At 72.0% G+C, this 15,663-nt stretch carries 16 protein-coding genes; 9 read left to right on the top strand and 7 right to left on the bottom strand.

The window, feature by feature from the left end; all coding sequences use genetic code 11:
• The first annotated feature begins 36 nt into the window (after window positions 1–36).
• From kstD to QRY02_RS02055, 6 genes are read left to right on the top strand one after another with little or no spacing between them, the layout of a single operon-like run.
• Window positions 37–1,701 (top strand): 3-oxosteroid 1-dehydrogenase, encoded by a 1,665-nt coding sequence (gene kstD / locus QRY02_RS02080; RefSeq protein WP_285989790.1) that lies wholly within the window; start codon window positions 37–39, stop codon window positions 1,699–1,701.
• The gene (locus tag QRY02_RS02075) at window positions 1,698–2,834 is read left to right on the top strand and encodes a 3-ketosteroid-9-alpha-monooxygenase, oxygenase component (protein ID WP_285989789.1); all 1,137 of its coding nucleotides are present in this window, start codon (window positions 1,698–1,700) and stop codon (window positions 2,832–2,834) included. Before kstD ends, QRY02_RS02075 begins: the two co-directional genes overlap by 4 nt.
• A complete protein-coding gene (locus QRY02_RS02070) occupies window positions 2,831–3,088 on the top strand; it encodes a hypothetical protein (RefSeq protein WP_285989788.1) in 258 nt (85 codons plus the stop codon). The genes QRY02_RS02075 and QRY02_RS02070 overlap by 4 nt, the downstream gene beginning before the upstream one ends.
• A complete protein-coding gene (locus QRY02_RS02065) occupies window positions 3,081–4,112 on the top strand; it encodes a ferredoxin--NADP reductase (RefSeq protein WP_285989787.1) in 1,032 nt (343 codons plus the stop codon). The genes QRY02_RS02070 and QRY02_RS02065 overlap by 8 nt, the downstream gene beginning before the upstream one ends.
• A gap of 9 nt (window positions 4,113–4,121) precedes the next feature.
• Complete coding sequence (gene chsH3, locus QRY02_RS02060) at window positions 4,122–4,970, top strand: enoyl-CoA hydratase ChsH3 (protein ID WP_285989786.1); 849 nt, start codon at window positions 4,122–4,124, stop codon at window positions 4,968–4,970.
• Window positions 4,971–5,019: 49 nt separating this feature from the next.
• The gene (locus QRY02_RS02055) at window positions 5,020–5,472 is read left to right on the top strand and encodes a riboflavin kinase (protein ID WP_285989785.1); all 453 of its coding nucleotides are present in this window, start codon (window positions 5,020–5,022) and stop codon (window positions 5,470–5,472) included.
• A 603-nt stretch (window positions 5,473–6,075) separates the two neighbouring features.
• Here QRY02_RS02055 and QRY02_RS02050 read toward each other — a convergent pair.
• From QRY02_RS02050 to QRY02_RS02025, 6 genes are all read right to left on the bottom strand, one after another.
• Entirely contained in the window at window positions 6,076–6,624 is a 549-nt protein-coding gene (locus tag QRY02_RS02050) for a DUF5134 domain-containing protein (RefSeq protein ID WP_285989784.1), read from the bottom strand.
• Window positions 6,625–6,696: 72 nt separating this feature from the next.
• A complete protein-coding gene (locus QRY02_RS02045) occupies window positions 6,697–7,881 on the bottom strand; it encodes a lipid-transfer protein (protein WP_285989783.1) in 1,185 nt (394 codons plus the stop codon).
• A complete protein-coding gene (locus QRY02_RS02040) occupies window positions 7,878–8,264 on the bottom strand; it encodes a MaoC family dehydratase (RefSeq protein WP_285989782.1) in 387 nt (128 codons plus the stop codon). The genes QRY02_RS02045 and QRY02_RS02040 overlap by 4 nt, the downstream gene beginning before the upstream one ends.
• On the bottom strand, window positions 8,261–9,169 hold the full coding sequence (locus QRY02_RS02035; protein WP_285989781.1) for a bifunctional MaoC family dehydratase N-terminal/OB-fold nucleic acid binding domain-containing protein: 909 nt from the start codon (window positions 9,167–9,169) through the stop codon (window positions 8,261–8,263). Before QRY02_RS02035 ends, QRY02_RS02040 begins: the two co-directional genes overlap by 4 nt.
• Window positions 9,166–10,320 carry an acyl-CoA dehydrogenase family protein gene (locus QRY02_RS02030; protein WP_285989780.1) on the bottom strand — a complete coding sequence of 385 codons (1,155 nt, stop codon included), beginning with the start codon at window positions 10,318–10,320 and terminating at the stop codon, window positions 9,166–9,168. Before QRY02_RS02030 ends, QRY02_RS02035 begins: the two co-directional genes overlap by 4 nt.
• Window positions 10,321–10,325: 5 nt before the next feature.
• Window positions 10,326–11,414, bottom strand: coding sequence for an acyl-CoA dehydrogenase family protein (locus QRY02_RS02025; RefSeq protein ID WP_285989779.1), 1,089 nt, complete (start codon window positions 11,412–11,414; stop codon window positions 10,326–10,328).
• 87 nt (window positions 11,415–11,501) lie between these two features.
• Between QRY02_RS02025 and QRY02_RS02020 the strand changes: the two genes are divergently transcribed.
• Together QRY02_RS02020 and QRY02_RS02015 are read left to right on the top strand one after the other, a co-directional pair.
• On the top strand, window positions 11,502–12,353 hold the full coding sequence (locus QRY02_RS02020; protein WP_285989778.1) for an alpha/beta fold hydrolase: 852 nt from the start codon (window positions 11,502–11,504) through the stop codon (window positions 12,351–12,353).
• Entirely contained in the window at window positions 12,353–12,847 is a 495-nt protein-coding gene (locus QRY02_RS02015) for a nitroreductase family deazaflavin-dependent oxidoreductase (RefSeq protein WP_285989777.1), read from the top strand. The genes QRY02_RS02020 and QRY02_RS02015 overlap by 1 nt, the downstream gene beginning before the upstream one ends.
• On the opposite strand, the gene QRY02_RS02010 is transcribed toward QRY02_RS02015, so the two are convergent.
• Window positions 12,834–14,228 carry a WS/DGAT/MGAT family O-acyltransferase gene (locus QRY02_RS02010; RefSeq protein ID WP_285989776.1) on the bottom strand — a complete coding sequence of 465 codons (1,395 nt, stop codon included), beginning with the start codon at window positions 14,226–14,228 and terminating at the stop codon, window positions 12,834–12,836. The two genes, QRY02_RS02015 and QRY02_RS02010, sit on opposite strands and share 14 nt — an antisense overlap.
• A 64-nt stretch (window positions 14,229–14,292) precedes the next feature.
• Here QRY02_RS02010 and QRY02_RS02005 point away from each other — a divergent pair, with 64 nt between their 5' ends.
• Complete coding sequence (locus tag QRY02_RS02005; RefSeq protein ID WP_285993742.1) at window positions 14,293–15,528, top strand: alpha/beta hydrolase; 1,236 nt, start codon at window positions 14,293–14,295, stop codon at window positions 15,526–15,528.
• The last annotated feature ends 135 nt before the right edge of the window (window positions 15,529–15,663 follow it).

The raw sequence follows: 15,663 nt of genomic DNA, 5'->3' as shown, positions 1-15,663 counted from the left end.
TACTCGTTATCTGGAACACGTTGCAGGAGAGGTGGCATGACGGAGCAGTTCGACGTCGTCGTGGTCGGCAGTGGTGCCGCCGGGATGACCGCCGCGCTGGCCGCGGCCCACCACGGCTTGAGCGTCGTCGTCCTGGAGAAGGCGGCCTGTTTCGGCGGCTCGACCGCGCGCTCCGGCGGCGGGGTCTGGATTCCCGGCAACCACGCCCTGCGCGCCGCCGGGATCGACGAACCACCCGAACGGGCACGCGAGTACCTGGCCTCGATCGTCGGCGACGTGGTCCCGGCCGTCCGGCGCGACACGTTCCTCGCGCACGGCCCCGAAGTGCTGCGGTTCGTCTGCGACCACACACCGCTCGAGTTCCGGTGGGTCCGCGACTACAGCGACTACCACCCCGAGGCCCCCGGCGGGCGCCCCGGCGGCCGATCGGTCGAGCCGGTCGCGCTCGACGGCAAGCTGCTCGGCGCCGAGCTGGCCCACCTGGAACCGCCGTACAGCGCTCCCCCGCTCGGCGTCCCGATCACCCAGGCCGACTACCGCTGGCTGAGCCTGCTGGCGAGGCACCCGCGCGGGGCCGTCCGGATGCTGTCCCTTGGCCGGCAGTGGCTCGTCGGCAAGCTCCGCGGGCAGCACCTGCTGAGCATGGGGCAAGCGCTTGCGGCGGGCCTGCGGGCGGGCCTGGCGAAGGCCGGGGTCGAGGTCCGGCTGAACACGCCCCTGGTCGACCTGCAGGTCGACGGCGACCGCGTCACCGGCGTCGTCACCGCGCAAGGCGTCATCGAAGCCCGGCGCGGGGTGATCCTCGCCAGCGGCGGCTTCGAGCGGAACCTCGAGATGCGCGAGAAGTACCAGCGGGCGCCGATCGGCGTCGACTGGACCGTCGGCGCGGAGGCCAACACCGGCGACGGCATCACCGCCGGCCTCAAGCTGGGCGCCGCACTCGACCTGATGGACGACGCCTGGTGGGGACCGTCGCTGCCGCTCACCGGCGGCCCGTGGTTCGCGCTGGCCGAACGGTCGCGGCCGCGCAGCATCATGGTCGACGCCCGCGGTGAGCGGTTCGTCAACGAATCGGCGCCGTACGTCGAGGCCGTGCACGCGATGTACGGCGAAGGAGACGGGCCGGGCGAGCACATCCCGACCTGGCTCGTGTTCGACCAGCGCTACAAGGACCGGTACATGTTCACCGGCATCGGGCCGCGCCAGCCGCTGCCCGGGCGCTGGTTCAAGGCCGGGATCGCGGCGAAGTCGTCGACGCTGGCCGGGCTGGCGGCGAAGATCGACGTCCCGGCCCAGTCACTGGAAGCGACGGTCGAGCGCTTCAACGGCTTCGCGCGCCGAGGCGTCGACGAGGACTTCCACCGCGGGGTCAGCAAGTACGACCACTACTACGGCGACCCGCGCAACAAACCCCACCCCAGCCTCGGCCCGCTCGACAAGGCACCGTTCTACGCGGTCAAGATCGTGCCGGGCGACCTGGGCACCAAGGGCGGGCTGCGCACCGACGAACACGCGCAGGTGCTGCGCGAGGACGGCTCGGCCGTGCCGGGGCTGTTCGCCGCCGGCAACGCCAGTGCGGCCGTGATGGGCCGGACCTACGCCGGGCCAGGCGCGACCATCGGTCCCGCCATGGTGTTCGGCTACCTTGCGGCGACGCGGCTGGCGAACGAAGATCAGGGGACCACGGGAGGGCAGCGATGACGCAGGATTCGGTACGCACCATCTACGCCGGTGAGCCGCCGACCCGGTTCGCCCGCGGCTGGCACTGCCTCGGCCTGGCGGAGAACTTCCGCGACGGGAAGCCGCACGCGATCACGGCGTTCGGCACGAAGCTCGTGGTGTGGGCGGATTCGGCCGGCGAGCTGCACGTGCTCGACGGCTACTGCCGGCACATGGGCGGCGACCTCACCCAGGGCAGCGTCAAGGGCGACGAGGTGGCCTGCCCGTTCCACGACTGGCGCTGGAACGGCAAGGGCAAGTGCGTCTCGATCCCCTACGCCAAGCGGGTTCCGCTGCGCGCGCGGACGCGCTCGTGGACGTCGGAGGTGCGGAACGGGCAGCTGCTCGTCTGGCACGACCCGGAGGGCAACCCGCCGGCCGACGAGCTGGCGATCCCCCGGATCGAGGCCGCCGACAGCGCCGAGTGGAGCAACTGGACCTGGGACGAGATCGTCATCGAGGGCTCCAACTGCCGCGAGATCATCGACAACGTCGTGGACATGGCGCACTTCTTCTACATCCACTACGCCTACCCGACGTACTTCAAGAACGTCTTCGAAGGCCACATCGCCACGCAGTACCTCAACACCAAGGGCCGCCCGGACATGGGCATGGCGTCGAACTACGGCGGCGAGGAGAACCTGCTGCGGTCGGAGGCGTCGTACTTCGGGCCGTCGTACATGATCAACAAGCTGGTGAACTCGTTCCAGGGCTACGAGATCGAGAGCGTGCTCATCAACTGCCACTACCCCGTCACGCCGACGTCGTTCGTGCTGCAGTACGGGATGAAGGTGCGGAAGCCGCCGGGGATCTCGGACGAGCACGCCGACAAGATCGCCGCGAAGCTGGCCCGCGGGATCGGCGCCGGGTTCCTGCAGGACGTCGAGATCTGGAAGCACAAGACGCAGATCGACAACCCGCTGCTGTGCGAAGAGGACGGTCCGGTCTACCAGCTCCGCCGGTGGTACCAGCAGTTCTACGTCGACGCGGCCGAGGTCACCGAGGACATGACGCAACGGTTCGAGTTCGAAGTGGACACGACGAAGGCGAACGAGGCGTGGGCGGCGGAGGTGGCCGAGAACCTGGCGCGGCAGAAGACCGAGGCGGAAGTGTGACGACCGCCGAGCAGACCGAGTTCCTGTCGGGCGGGCTGCGGCCGCACGAGTGCCGCAGCTGCGGGACGTGCGTGCTGGTGAAGAAGAACAGCATCCAGCACACGAGCATCCAGTGGACGACCCGGCCCGCCGACACCTGCCCGGTGTTCGCGGACGCGGACGGCCCGTCGGCGTTGCTCGACACGTGCCCGAAGCTGGCCGACAGCATCTCCGACGCGGTGCGTGAAGGCACGCTGGCGGTGGCCGATGGCTGAGCGGGTCTACACGCTGACCGTCGCCGACGTCGTCGTCGAAACGCCGGACGCGCGGTCGGTGGTCTTCGAGATCCCACCCGAGCACGCGCCGGCTTTCGAGTACACGGCCGGGCAGTTCCTGACGTTGAAGATCCCCAGCGACCGGACCGGTTCGGTGGCGCGGTGCTATTCGCTGTCGAGCGCGCCGCACGAGAACCGCGTGCAGGTGACGGTCAAGCGGACCGACGGCGGGTACGGCTCGAGCTGGGTCTGCGCGTCCTTGAAGCCGGGGATGCAGGTCGACGTCCTGGCGCCGGCGGGGGTGTTCTGCCCGGCCTCGGTGGACGAGGACTTCCTGCTCTTCGCCGGCGGCAGCGGCATCACGCCCGTGATGGCGATCCTCAAGACGGTGCTGGAGACCGGGTCCGGCCGGGTCGTGCTGGTCTACGCGAACCGCGACGAGAATTCGGTGATCTTCGCGGGCGAGCTGGCCTCGCTGGCGAAGCGGTACGGCGACCGGCTGGTCGTCGTGCACTGGCTGGAGAGCGTGCAGGGGCTGCCGGACGTCTCGCAGCTGCGCGGGCTGGCGTCGGCGTACACCTCGCACGAGGCTTTCCTGTGCGGCCCGGCACCGTTCATGGCCGCCGTGCGGGAGGCGCTCGGGCAGCTCGGGGTGCCGCGGGACCGGGTGCACGTCGAGAAGTTCACGTCGCTGACCGGGAACCCGTTCGAGGACGTCGTCGCCGAGGAGGAGCCTGCTTCGGACGAGGCACCGGCGTCGCTGACGGTGTCGCTGGACGGTTCGACGCGGACGATGTCCTGGCCGCGGCAGCGCAAGCTCCTCGACCGGCTGCTGGACGAGGGCATGGACGCGCCGTACTCCTGCCGCGAGGGACAATGCAGCGCGTGCGCTTGCCGGGTCGTGTCGGGCGAGGTGAAGATGCTGCACAACGAGGTGCTGGACGCCGAGGACATGGCGGACGGCATCGTGCTGGCCTGCCAGTCGCTGCCGGTCACCGACGACGTCTCGATCAGCTACGAATAGGAGCCCGCAGTGCCCATCGATCCCGCGGTCGCCATCGGGGCCGAGATCGGCGAGGTGAGTTTCGCCTGGACGTCGTCGGACGTGCTGCTGTACCACCTGGCGCTCGGCGCGGGCCCGGACGAGCTGCGGTACACCTACGAGCAGGACCTGGTGGTGCTGCCGACGTTCGCGACGGTCGCGGCCAACCTGCGCGTGTTCGACCCGCCGGCGGTGTCGTTCCCCGGGGTGGAGATCGACCTGGCGAAGGTGCTGCACGGCAAGCAGGAGATCACCCTGCACCAGCCGATCCCGGCGTCGGGCAAGGCGGTGGCGCGGTCGCGGATCGCGGACGTGTACGACAAGGGCAAGGCCGCGGTGGTGATCCAGGAGGTTTCGGTCACGTCGTCCTCGGGTGATCCACTGTGGACGGCGCGGTCGAGCATCTTCGCGCGTGGCGAGGGCGGTTTCGGCGGCTCGCGCGGGCCTTCGGACCGGATCGAGTGGCCTTCGCGGGCGCCGGACTTCGTGTTCGAGACGCCGACGTTGCCGCAGCAGGCGCTGCTGTACCGGCTGTGCGGTGACCGGAACCCGCTGCACGCGGACCCGGCGTTCGCCCGGGCGGCGGGGTTCGACCGGCCGATCCTGCACGGGCTGTGCACGTACGGGATCGTGGCGCGGGTGCTGGTGAACGAGTTCCTCGACGGCGACCCGGCGCGGGTGGCGTCGTTCGCGACGAAGTTCGCCGGGGTGGTGTTCCCGGGTGAGACGCTGCGGATCCGGGTGTGGCGCTCGGACGACCGGCTGCTGGTGACGACGTCGGCTCCCGCGCGGGACGACGCGCCGGTGCTGGCGGACACGGTGCTCGTGTCCACTTCCTGAGCTGTTCAGCCGCGCCCGCTACCGTGGTGGGGAGACCTCGGGAGGACGAATGCCGGAATACTTCGTGGTGCGGGGAACGGTCGAATCGGGCGACAAGCGCGGCCGCGAGCTGGGCTTTCCCACGGCCAACATCGCCCTGCGCGACCAGGACGGCTCCCTGGGCGACGGCGTGTGGGCGGGCTGGATCGGCCGCGCGGACGGCACCCGGCTGCCGGCGGCGGTCTCGGTCGGCCGCCGCCCGACGTACTACGGCGCGGACGGCTACCGCCTGCTGGAGGCCCACGTCCTGGACTTCACCGGCGACCTCTACGGCGAGACACTCGTGGTCTGGCTCGGCTCGCACCTGCGGCAGCAGGAGAAGTACGCCTCGGCGGAGGACCTGATCACGGCGCTGAAGAAGGACATCGCGGCGGCGGCCCAATGGACGGCCGAGCACCCGGCGGCCGCACTCCCGGAGGCCGGCGAGAGCCCGCTGGGCGAGGTCCGGCGGGTCGTGGGCTGAGGTCCGCCGCGCGAGCCGAGGCCCGACGGCTCGAGGACCGAGGCCCGCCACGCGAGCCGAGGCCCGACGGCTCGAGGACCGAGGCCCGCCACGCGAGCCGAGATCCGGCGGCTCGAGGACCGAGGCCCGCCACGCGAGCCGAGATCCGGCGGCTCGAGGACCGAGGCCCGCCACGCGAGCCGAGATCCGGCGGCTCGAGGACCGAGGCCCGCCACGCGAGCCGAGATCCGGCGGCTCGAGGACCGAGGCCCGCCACGCGAGCCGAGATCCGGCGGCTCGAGGACCGAGGCCCGCCACGCGAGCCGAGATCCGGCGGCTCGAGGACCGAGGCCCGCCACGCGAGCCCAGGTCCGGCGCGCGAGCCCAGGTCCGGCGCGCGAGCCCAGGTCCGGCGCGCGAGCCCAGGTCCGCCATGCGAGCCGAGATCCGCCGCGCACCGAGCCGACGTCCGCCCCCCAGCGGATTGAGGTCCGCCGCAGCCCGGACCGGCCGTTCGCCGGCCGGCGAGCCGTTCCGCCCCCTCGCATCGCCCGGAATTGTCGGTGCCTTCCGGTAACGTGAAATCCGGGGGACCCCCGGGCCGGGGACCTCTCCGGGCCGCGCTCACAAAGCCGAGGCCAGCAGCAGGTAGCCCATCCCGGCGCCCATCGCCGCCCGGCACACCGCGCGCGACGCGTGGCCGGATTCCGGCCTCACCACCGGCGAGCCCCGGACCACCCGCACCCCCGACCACGCCGCGTCGGCCACGAAGTACCCGGCCGCCACCACCGCGATCAGCGGCAACGCCAGCCGGGTGTCCATGGTGGACATCGTCAGCCACGGGCCGTGGTCCGTCCCGCCGTGCGGCATCGCCGTCACCATGTAGAGCATCGCCGCCGCCGACAGCGCGTGGTGGGCGCAGGTCCGGGTCCGCCACCAGGCCACCGCGAACCAGCCCGTCGTCAGCGCCAGGACCGCCTGCCAGCCCGCCGCCGGGATCGGGCCGCCGACCGGGGAGACCATCGCCACCATCGCGACCACCAGCAGCAGCTCCGCCAGGTCGCCGTGGCGCACGCCGTGGCCCAGCCGCGCGTAGTCGAGGCGGACCAGCCTCAGCACGCACGGCAGCACCAGCGCCGCGAACACCGCCGTGAGCGCCCAGTCGACCACCATCGCCAGTCGGCCTCACTCTCCGTCGTGGGTGGTGTCTCCACCGTGACACCCACGCCGGCCGGGCACCAGACGTCATTGAGGTGAGACTTGGTCACCCGTCAGGATGAGTCCGCTGGTGGGCACGCCCGTCCCCGCCGTGACCAGCACCCGGGCCGCGCCCGCGACCTGGTTGGCCGCCGTGCCGCGGAGCTGGCGGACGCCCTCCGCGATGCCGTTCATGCCGTGGATGTACGCCTCGCCGAGCTGGCCGCCGTGCGGGTTGAACGGCAACGCGCCGTCGAGCTCCAGCGCGCCGTCGGCGATGAAGTCCTTCGCCTCGCCCCGGCCGCAGAACCCCAGTTCCTCCAGCTGCATCAGCACGTACGGCGTGAAGTGGTCGTACAGCACCGCGACGTCCACATCGGACGGTCCCAGCCCCGACTGGTCCCACAGCTGCCGGCCCACGACGCCCATTTCCGGCAGCGCGGCCAGGTCGTCGCGGTAGTAGCTGGTCATCACGTACTGGTCCGGCCCGCTGCCCTGCGCCGCCGCGGCGATCACCGCCGGCGGCCGCGCGAGATCACGGGCCCGCTCCACGCTGGTGACGACGAGCGCGACCCCGCCGTCGCTCTCCTGGCAGCAGTCGAGCAGGTGCAGCGGCTCGGCCACCCAGCGCGACGCCTGGTGCTCCTCCAGGGTGATGGGCCGGCCGTGGAACCACGCGTTCGGGTTGGTCGCCGCGTGCTTGCGGTCGACGACCGCGACGCGCCCGAAGTCCTCGCTCGTCGCGCCGTAGTCGTGCAGATAGCGCCGCGCGACCATGGCCACCGTCGCCGCCGGGGTCGCGATGCCCATCGGGTAGTGGAACGCGTTGTCCACCCCGGAGGAGTTGACCTGGCCGGCCGCCGCGGAGGAAACCTGGCCGAAGCGGTGCCCGGACCGCTCGTTGAACGCCCGGTACGCGACGACGACGTCCGCGACGCCGGTCGCCACCGCCATCGCGGCCTGCTGCACGGTCGCCGCCGCGGCGCCACCGCCGTAGTGGATCCGGCTGAAGAACTTCAGTTCGGGGATGCCCAGCTCGCGCGCCACCGCGATTTCGGCGTTGCCGTCCATGGTGAACGACACCAGGCCGTCCACATCGGACGGCTTCAGTCCCGCGTCGGCCAGCGCGTGGGAGATGCATTCGGCCGCCAGCCGCAGCTCGCTGCGCCCCGAGTCCTTGGAGAACTCCGTGGCGCCGATGCCGGCGATGGCCGCCTTCCCGGAGAGCGTCACGGCAGCGTCACCTCCACGGTGCCGGCGACGTGTTCGCCGAGACTGTCCACACCGGACACCGAAACCACGACGTCGTTGCCCTCGCGGGAAACCACCCGGCCGGTGAACGTCAGCGTGTCGTAGGCGTAGCAGGGCACGCCGAGCCGGATCTTGATCGACCGGATCAGCGCCTGGGGGCCGGCCCACTCCGAGACGAACCGCTGGACCAGCCCGGTGTCGGTGAGGATGTTGAGGAAGATGTCCTTCGAGCCGCGGGCCACGGCCGAGTCGCGGTCGTGGTGGACGTCCTGGAAGTCGCGGGTGGCCAGCGCCGTGCTGACGACGAACGTCGGCGTCGCTTCGATCGTCAGCGGCGGCAGCTCGGTCCCTTCGGCGACGGTCATCGGGCCACCTTCCACGCGGGCAGGGTCAGGTCGTCGTCGACCCGGACGAACGCCGCGATGACCGGCAGTCCGATGTGGACCTCCTCCGGAGTGGCGTCCAGGAGCTCGGCCATCACGCGGACCCCTTCTTCCAGTTCCACCAGGGCCACGACGAACGGGAGTTCCTTGCCCGGCACCGGCGGGTGGTGGTGCACGACGAAGGAGTACAGGGTCCCCCGCCCACTGGCGACGACGTAGTCGGGCTTGGTGTCCAGCGAGCCGTCGGGCGGCATCGGCCCCGGCGGGTGCCGCAGCGTTTCGCCCCAGCGCTGGATCCGCAGCTCACCCTCGCGCAGGCCGTCCCAGAAGAACTCCGTGTCCCGGCTGATCACCGGCCGGAGCACCGGCGCCGGCGGCGGCTTCGGGGCGGGCGGGCGGAACTTGAGCACCCGGAACATCATCTCCGCCACCGCTTCGGCGCCGACGTACCAGGTCATCCGCGTGGTGACGAACCAGCCCTCGCCCAGTGCGGTCTTCTTCGGGCCGACGACGTTCTCCAGCCGCGTCCGCGCCTCGACCTGTTCGCCGGGCCGCAGGTAGCGGTGGTAGGTCTGCTCGGAGTTCGTCGCCACGACCGATGTGAACCCCGCCTCGTCGAGCAGCTCCATCATCAACCCCAGGGGGTCGTCGGCGCCGCGCGGGACGTTCAGGCCGCCCATCGTCCAGACCTGCGCCATCGCGGGCGGCGCGACCAGTCCCTTGTGGACGCTCGTGGCGGCGTACTCCGGGTCCGTGTAGACCGGGTTGCGGTCGCCGATCGCCTCGACCCAGTTGTTGACCATGGCCTGGTTGACCGGGTCGCGCGCCAGGCGCGGCGCGCATTCCCCGCGCGCGGCGATCTCCGCGGCCGCTTCTTCGATGTTCATCGTGGCACCCTCGGCAGGCCCAGGCCGATCGAGGCGATCAGCTCCCGTTGGATTTCGCTGACGCCCCCGCCGAAGGTCAGCACGATGTTGCGCTTGGCGGTGAGGTCGAGCCAGTCCGCCAGTTCGGCGGTGTCCGGATCGGCCAGGTCGCCGTGGCGCGCGACGACTTCCTCGAGGTTCCGGCCGATCCGCTGGATGGCCTCCGAGCTGAACACCTTGGTCGCCGACGCGTCGGCCACGCCGACCGGCGCACTCGCCGAGGACACCGCGACCTGCCAGTTCAGCAGCTCGTTCACCCGCGTCACGGCCAGCGCCTCGGCGAGCACGGCCCGCACGTCGGCGAGGTCCAGCAGGCCGTGCGCGCTCGCCCACGCGTGCACGCGGTCGTAGAGGCCGCCGATCCGCCCGGCCGGCCCGAGCATGACGCGCTCGTGGTTGAGCTGCGTCGTGATCAGCCGCCAGCCCGCGTTTTCCTGCCCCACCAAGCGGTTCGCCGGCACGCGGACGTCCGAGTAGTACGTCGCGTTGACGTGGTGGGCGCCGTCGCAGGTGATGATCGGCGTCCACGAGTAGCCGGGATCGGTCGTGTCGACGATGAGGATCGAGATGCCCTTGTGCTTCGGCGCGTCCGGCGCGGTCCGCACGGCGAGCCAGACGTAGTCGGCGTCGTGCCCGCCGGTGGTGAAGATCTTCTGGCCGTTGACGACGTATTCGTCACCGTCGCGCACTGCCGTCGTCCGCAGCGACGCGAGGTCGGTGCCCGCTTCCGGTTCGCTGTACCCGATCGCGAAGTGGATCTCCCCCGCCAGGATCTTCGGCAGGAAGAAGGACTTCTGCTCGTCCGTGCCGAACTCCTGCAGCGTCGGCCCGACGGTCTGGAGCGTGACCGAGGGCAGCTGGACGTCGGCGCGCGCGGCCTCGTCGACGAACAGGTGCTGTTCGATCCCGCCGAAGCCCTGGCCGCCGTATTCGACCGGCCAGCCGACGCCGAGCCGGCCGTCGCGGCCCATCCGGCGGACGATCTCGCGGAACACCGGCCCGTGCCGCTCGCGCCGCATCGCCCGGCGTTCGTCGGGGCTGATCAAGCCGGCGAAGTATTCGCGCAGTTCGGCGCGCAGCTGTCGTTGTGCCGTGGTCAGTTCGACGTGCATCCCGCTCACCCCGCCACTCGTTCGCCGAGCCGGCCGAGCCGGTGCGCGGCCCCGCCGAGTGTCCGGCCGAGATCCTTGACCGCCGACGAATACCGGTGCAGCGGATAGGTTTCGTCGACGCCGACCCCGCCGTGCAGGTGGTGGCAGGTCGCCAGCGCTTCCGGTGCCCGCGAGGCGAACCAGTAGGCGGCGACGTCCAGTTCGGCGTCGGCGTCGAGTCCCGAAGCCAGCCGCCACACCGCGGACGTCACGGCGAGGTGCACGGTCCGCGCGGCCACGTAGACGTCGGCGATCTGGCCCGCCACGGCCTGGAAGGCGGACAGGGGCCGGCCGAACTGGGTCCGCTCGCCGACGTGCTTGACGGTCAGCGCCAGCGCGCCGGCCAGGAGGCCGTCGCCGAGGGCCAGGGCGCCGGCCAGCGCCAGCCGGTGCAGCGCCGCCACGGCGCCGCGGTCGAACAGGAGGTCCGTTTCCTCGACGGCGACGTCGTCGAGCCGGACGGTGTACTCCGGTGTCCCGGACGAAGTGGGCGTCGGGACGAGCGTGACGCCGTCAGTGTGCGGGTCGACGAGGTAGACGGCGCTGCCGTGCGCGGTGGTCACCGGGGTGAGGATCCGGGTGGCCTCGGCGGCGTACGGGACCGCGGTCTTCACGCCGCTGACCAGCCACTTCCCGTCTCCGGCCCGCGCGGTCGCGGCGGGCTCGGCGACCAGCGGAGCGGACGGCTCGTTCAGCGCCGCGGTGAGCAGTGCCTCCCCGGCCGCGACCGGCGGCAGGAATTCCGCGCGCTGGGCCGGGGTGCCGAGCGACTCGATCGGCAGGACGCCCAGGGCGAGCGCGGCGTACGCGGGCACCGGCGCGGCGGCCCGGCCGACCTCGGTCAGGACCTGGGCGACCTCGGCGACGCCCAAGCCGTCGCCGTCCAGCTCCGGGGGCAGCGCCAGGGCGAGCAGGCCCGCCGAGGCGAGCGCGCGCCACGAGCCGTCCTCCACCGCCGGCTTCGGAGGGCGACCTCCCGGGTCTCGGAAATCACCGAGCACTTTCGCGGCGAGGGCGGCGATCTCGGTCTGCGTATCGTCAAGGGCGAAGTCCACGCCTGTCCTCCGGATCGGGCGCAATATTGAAACCTGTTCTAGTCTTAACCGGAAAGGGCGGGCACGGCAACCCCCGGGGGTGGCGGAATGGCGCGGACACGGCGGCGGATCACCGTGCCGCCGACCGCGGGCGTGCCCGAGCCGGTCCCCGTGGAGCTGCCCGGCCGCGGGCACACGGTGGTCACCGACGTCGGGCCACGGGACGCGCCCGCGCTCTTCCTGCTGCATTCGGTGGCCTGCACCGGCCTGCTGACCTGGTATCCGGCGCTCACGCAGCTGGCGCGGCAGCACCGCGTCGTCGTGTTCGACCAGCGGTGGCACGGCCGGGGCATCCGCTCGCGGGAGTTCCGGCTCGCCGACTGCGCGGAGGACGTCACCGCCGTCGCGGACGCGCTCGGCGTCGGCCGGTTCGCCCTCGCGGGGTATTCGATGGGCGGGTTGGTGGCGCAACTGGTGGCCCGCGCCGAACCAGAACGTGTTACCGGTCTGGTGCTGTGCTCGACCGCGGGCCACTTCGGCCGCGGGCTGCGGCAGCGCGTGGCCCTCGACGTCTTCGGCCGGACCCTGCGGCGGCTGCGTGAGCACGTGCCGCCGCCGGCCGTGCCCGCCGCGCTCCCCCGCGAGCGCCTCGCCGACCACCGGTGGGGGCTGCGGGAGTTCCGGTCGACCACGCCGTGGGCGATCGCGGTCGCCGTCGACGAGATCGGCCGGTTCGACTCGACGCCGTGGCTGCACACGCTGCGGTTGCCGGCCGCGGTCGTCGTGACGGCCCGCGACCGGTTCATCGCCCCCGCCCACCAGCGGTCACTGGCTCGCCGGATCCCCGGCGCGGCCACCTACGAGGTCGCGGCCGGGCACGCGGCCTGCGTGCTGGCCGCCGACCGCTGGGTGCCCGCCCTGCTCGCCGCGGTCGGCTCCCTCCGAGGAAGGAACTCATGATGGGACGCTTCAGCCTGCCCGACCAGAAGCCCGGCGGCCTGGATTCACCGGTGACCGCGAAGGTGATGAAGTACGCGGCGAAGGCGCAGGTGGCCGTCTTCCGGCTGACCGGCGGCCGCGTCGGCAGCACGTGGCGGGTCGGGGCGGGGTTCCGCAAGCCGGTGCCGACGCTGCTGCTGGAACACCGCGGCCGCAAGTCCGGGCGCCTGTTCACCACCCCGCTGCTGTACCTGCGCTCCGGCGACGACGTCGTCATCGTCGGTTCCCAGGGCGGGCTGCCCCGGCACCCGCAGTGGTACCGCAACCTGCTGGCGCACCCCGAAACCCGCATCGACCTCAAGGGCCGGCGCGGCGTCCCGGTCACGGCCCGGGTCGCCGGGCCTGCGGAACGCGCCGAGCTGTGGCCGCGGCTGGTCGAGCTGTACGCGGACTTCGCCAAGTACCAGGCCTGGACCGAGCGGGAGATCCCGGTGGTGGTGCTCAGCCCCCGTTAGGCGCGGCCTTCAGCAGCTCGGCCAGTGCGTCCGGGAGCGCGTCGGCGAGCGGCCACAGGTCCTTGACCAGCTCCCGCGCGCCGAGCAGGCCGACGTGCACCTTCCCCGCGTTGGACAGCACCGTGACGTTCAGCCCGGCGCCGTGGAAGACCGGGCCGAGCGGGTAGAAGCCGGTGATCCGCGCACCCAGGAAGTACAGCGGCATCGGCGGGCCGGGCACGTTCGAGACGACCAGGTTGTGCACCACCGGGTGCTTCTCGGCCAGGCGCAGCGCCGAATACGCCCGCACGGCGAGCCCGAACGCCGTCGCCGCCGAGAACTGCGCCCAGTCCTGCAGCATGTCGGCGTCGATGTCGTGGTGGTGGTCCTTCGACCGCCGGTTGGCCTCGGCGAGGAAGAACACCCGGGCGGCCGGGTCGGGCAGGTGCGTCGGCAGCGAGGCGAAGAACGCCGAGACCTTGTTGCTGCCGTGCTCGCGTTCGGTCCGGTCGTGCACCGAAACCGGGACCGTCGCCACCAGCGGATCCTCCGGCAGCTCCCCGCGCGCGGCGAGGAACTCCCGCAGCGCACCGGCGACGAGCGCGAGCACGACGTCGTTCACCGTGACCCCGAAGGCGTTCTTGACGTCCTTGACGTCGGCGAGGTCGAGCTGGGCGAAGGCGACGCTGCGGTGCCCGGTGATCGTGCCGTTCAGCGACGTCCGCGGCGCGGTGAACGGAACCGGCATTCCCTTGCCGCGCAACGCCCGGCCGACCCACCGCGGCACCAGCCCGAGGAGGTCGGGCAGCAGCCGCGCGACCTCGGCGGGGCGCTTCACCACGCTCTCGGCCCCGGAGCGGAGCAGGTCGAGCGGCGAGGGCATCGCGGCGTTCCGGTGCTCCTCGATCTCCGGCATCGGCCCGTCCGGTTCGAGCCCGGCGAGGTAGGTGATCAGGCTGGCGCCGCTCACGCCGTCGACGCTCGCGTGGTGCATCTTGAGCAGCACGGCGAGCCGGCCGTCGGCCAGGCCTTCGATGACGTACAGCTGCCACAGCGGGTGCGCGCGGTCGAGCTGCTGCCCGGCGATGTGGGCGCACAGCGCGGCCAGCTCGGCGCGGTCGCCGGGAGCGGGCACGCCGATGCGGTGCACGTGGTGGTCGAGGTCGAAGTCCTCGTCTTCGACCCACACGGGGTGACTGAGGTTCCAGAGTGGATTGTGCAGTTTGCGGCGGAACGCCGGGATCATCCGGACGCGCTCGTCGAGCTTTTCCTGGAGCTTCGCGAAGGTGTAGCCGCCGGGGACGGTCGAGCCGTCGAGGATGAGCAGCCCGCAGACGTGCAGGACCTGCGACGACGTCTCGAGGTAGAGGAAGCTCGCGTCGAGGCCGCTGAGTCTCTGCATGGCGCCAGGGTAAGCCACTTCGGGTGAGCGGCGCGTCACCCTACTCGCCGGTACTATCGCGATGGTGCAGCCGAATTTCCTGATCCGTCGCGCGGTCCAGCTCGGTCTCACCGCCAACGCTCTCCGCCCGTTGCGGGCGCGGTCCACGACGATCCCGGTGTTCTTCGCCGGGTGGCTGACCGGCGAGCTGGCCCCGCAGTTCCTGGCGCTGACGGCGGCGGATTCCCTGGTCCACGTGGCCCGCCACGGCACCGGCGACCGGTCGACGAAGGCGGGTCTGGCGATGGCGGCCGCGTCCGCCGCCGGGCTGGCCGCGCTGATCCGCACCGGGCACGGCGCCCGCGAGGAGATCGAGAAGGCGCTCACCTCGGCCCTGGGTGAGGACTACGCGCAGGAGCTGGGCCGCTCCGACCTGGGCCTGCCGTGGGGTGAGCTGGCGCTGCCGTTCCGGATGGGCGCGCCCGACGTCCGCATCGACCGCAACATCGCGTACGCCCCGGGCGGCAAGCGGTTCCTGCTGGACGTGTACCGGCCTTCTTCGCCGGTCTCCGGCGCCCCGGTGCTCCTGCAGGTCCACGGCGGCGCGTGGGTGATCGGCAACAAGGAGGAGCAGGGCCGGCCGCTGATGCGCTACCTGGCGCGCCGGGGCTGGGTGTGCGTCGCGATCAACTACCCGCTGTCACCGGCGCACCGCTGGCCGGCGCACATCGTCGCGGCGAAGCAGGCCCTGGCGTGGATCCGTTCTTCGATCGCTTCGTACGGCGGCGACCCCCGGTTCGTCGCGGTGACGGGTGGCTCGGCGGGCGGCCACCTGTCGGCGCTGCTGGCGCTGTCGCAGAACGACCCGGCGTTGCAGCCATCGTTCGAAGACGCGGACACGAGCATCCAGGCGTGCATCCCCCACTACGGGGTGTACGACTTCGCGGCGACGTCCGGCGCACCGGCGAGCAAGTACCGGCTGGAGAGCCTGATCGCCCGCCGGGTGTTCGCACCGGACCGGGACCCGGTGGGGCACTTGGACGACTACATCGCGGCGTCCCCGTTGGACCGGATCACCTCGGACGCGCCACCGTTCTTCGTGATCCACGGCCGGGACGATTCGCTGGTCCCGGTGCGCGAGGCACGCGAGTTCGTCTCGCGGCTGCGGGAGAAGTCCCGGCAGCCGGTGGCGTACGCGGAGCTGGCGGGGGCGCAGCACGCGTTCGACGTGTTCACGTCGGTGCGGTCGGCGCACGTGGTCCGCGGGGTGGCGCGGTTCTTGGACCACACCTACAACGCCTGGAAGGCCGAGCACCGGTAAGCGCCCGCGCCCCAAGGCCACCTTGGGTGCGTTGAACGCAGATCCGCCGCACCTCGCGGTCCTCAGGCCGGTTCACCACGACCTGACGCCCGGTTGTCCAGCCGCCGCAACAGCTCCGGGTGCATGCGAGGGGTT

The sequence above is a fragment of the Amycolatopsis sp. DG1A-15b genome (assembly GCF_030285645.1).
Classification (GTDB): Bacteria; Actinomycetota; Actinomycetes; order Mycobacteriales; family Pseudonocardiaceae; genus Amycolatopsis.
The sequence above is the reverse complement of the archived record's forward strand: the minus strand, read 5'-3'. Positions and strand labels throughout refer to the sequence as shown.

What these genes read in the sequence shown, in the direction of transcription:
- QRY02_RS02075 (WP_285989789.1), top strand. Translation starts at nt 1,698, where the DNA reads ATGACGCAGGATTCGGTACGCACCATCTACGCCGGTGAGCCGCCGACC.
- QRY02_RS02055 (WP_285989785.1), top strand. Translation starts at nt 5,020, where the DNA reads ATGCCGGAATACTTCGTGGTGCGGGGAACGGTCGAATCGGGCGACAAG.
- QRY02_RS02010 (WP_285989776.1), bottom strand. Translation starts at nt 14,228, where the DNA reads ATGCAGAGACTCAGCGGCCTCGACGCGAGCTTCCTCTACCTCGAGACG.
- kstD (WP_285989790.1), top strand. Translation starts at nt 37, where the DNA reads ATGACGGAGCAGTTCGACGTCGTCGTGGTCGGCAGTGGTGCCGCCGGG.
- QRY02_RS02065 (WP_285989787.1), top strand. Translation starts at nt 3,081, where the DNA reads ATGGCTGAGCGGGTCTACACGCTGACCGTCGCCGACGTCGTCGTCGAA.
- QRY02_RS02015 (WP_285989777.1), top strand. Translation starts at nt 12,353, where the DNA reads ATGGGACGCTTCAGCCTGCCCGACCAGAAGCCCGGCGGCCTGGATTCA.
- QRY02_RS02030 (WP_285989780.1), bottom strand. Translation starts at nt 10,320, where the DNA reads ATGCACGTCGAACTGACCACGGCACAACGACAGCTGCGCGCCGAACTG.
- QRY02_RS02035 (WP_285989781.1), bottom strand. Translation starts at nt 9,169, where the DNA reads ATGAACATCGAAGAAGCGGCCGCGGAGATCGCCGCGCGCGGGGAATGC.
- QRY02_RS02040 (WP_285989782.1), bottom strand. Translation starts at nt 8,264, where the DNA reads ATGACCGTCGCCGAAGGGACCGAGCTGCCGCCGCTGACGATCGAAGCG.
- QRY02_RS02020 (WP_285989778.1), top strand. Translation starts at nt 11,502, where the DNA reads ATGGCGCGGACACGGCGGCGGATCACCGTGCCGCCGACCGCGGGCGTG.
- QRY02_RS02050 (WP_285989784.1), bottom strand. Translation starts at nt 6,624, where the DNA reads ATGGTGGTCGACTGGGCGCTCACGGCGGTGTTCGCGGCGCTGGTGCTG.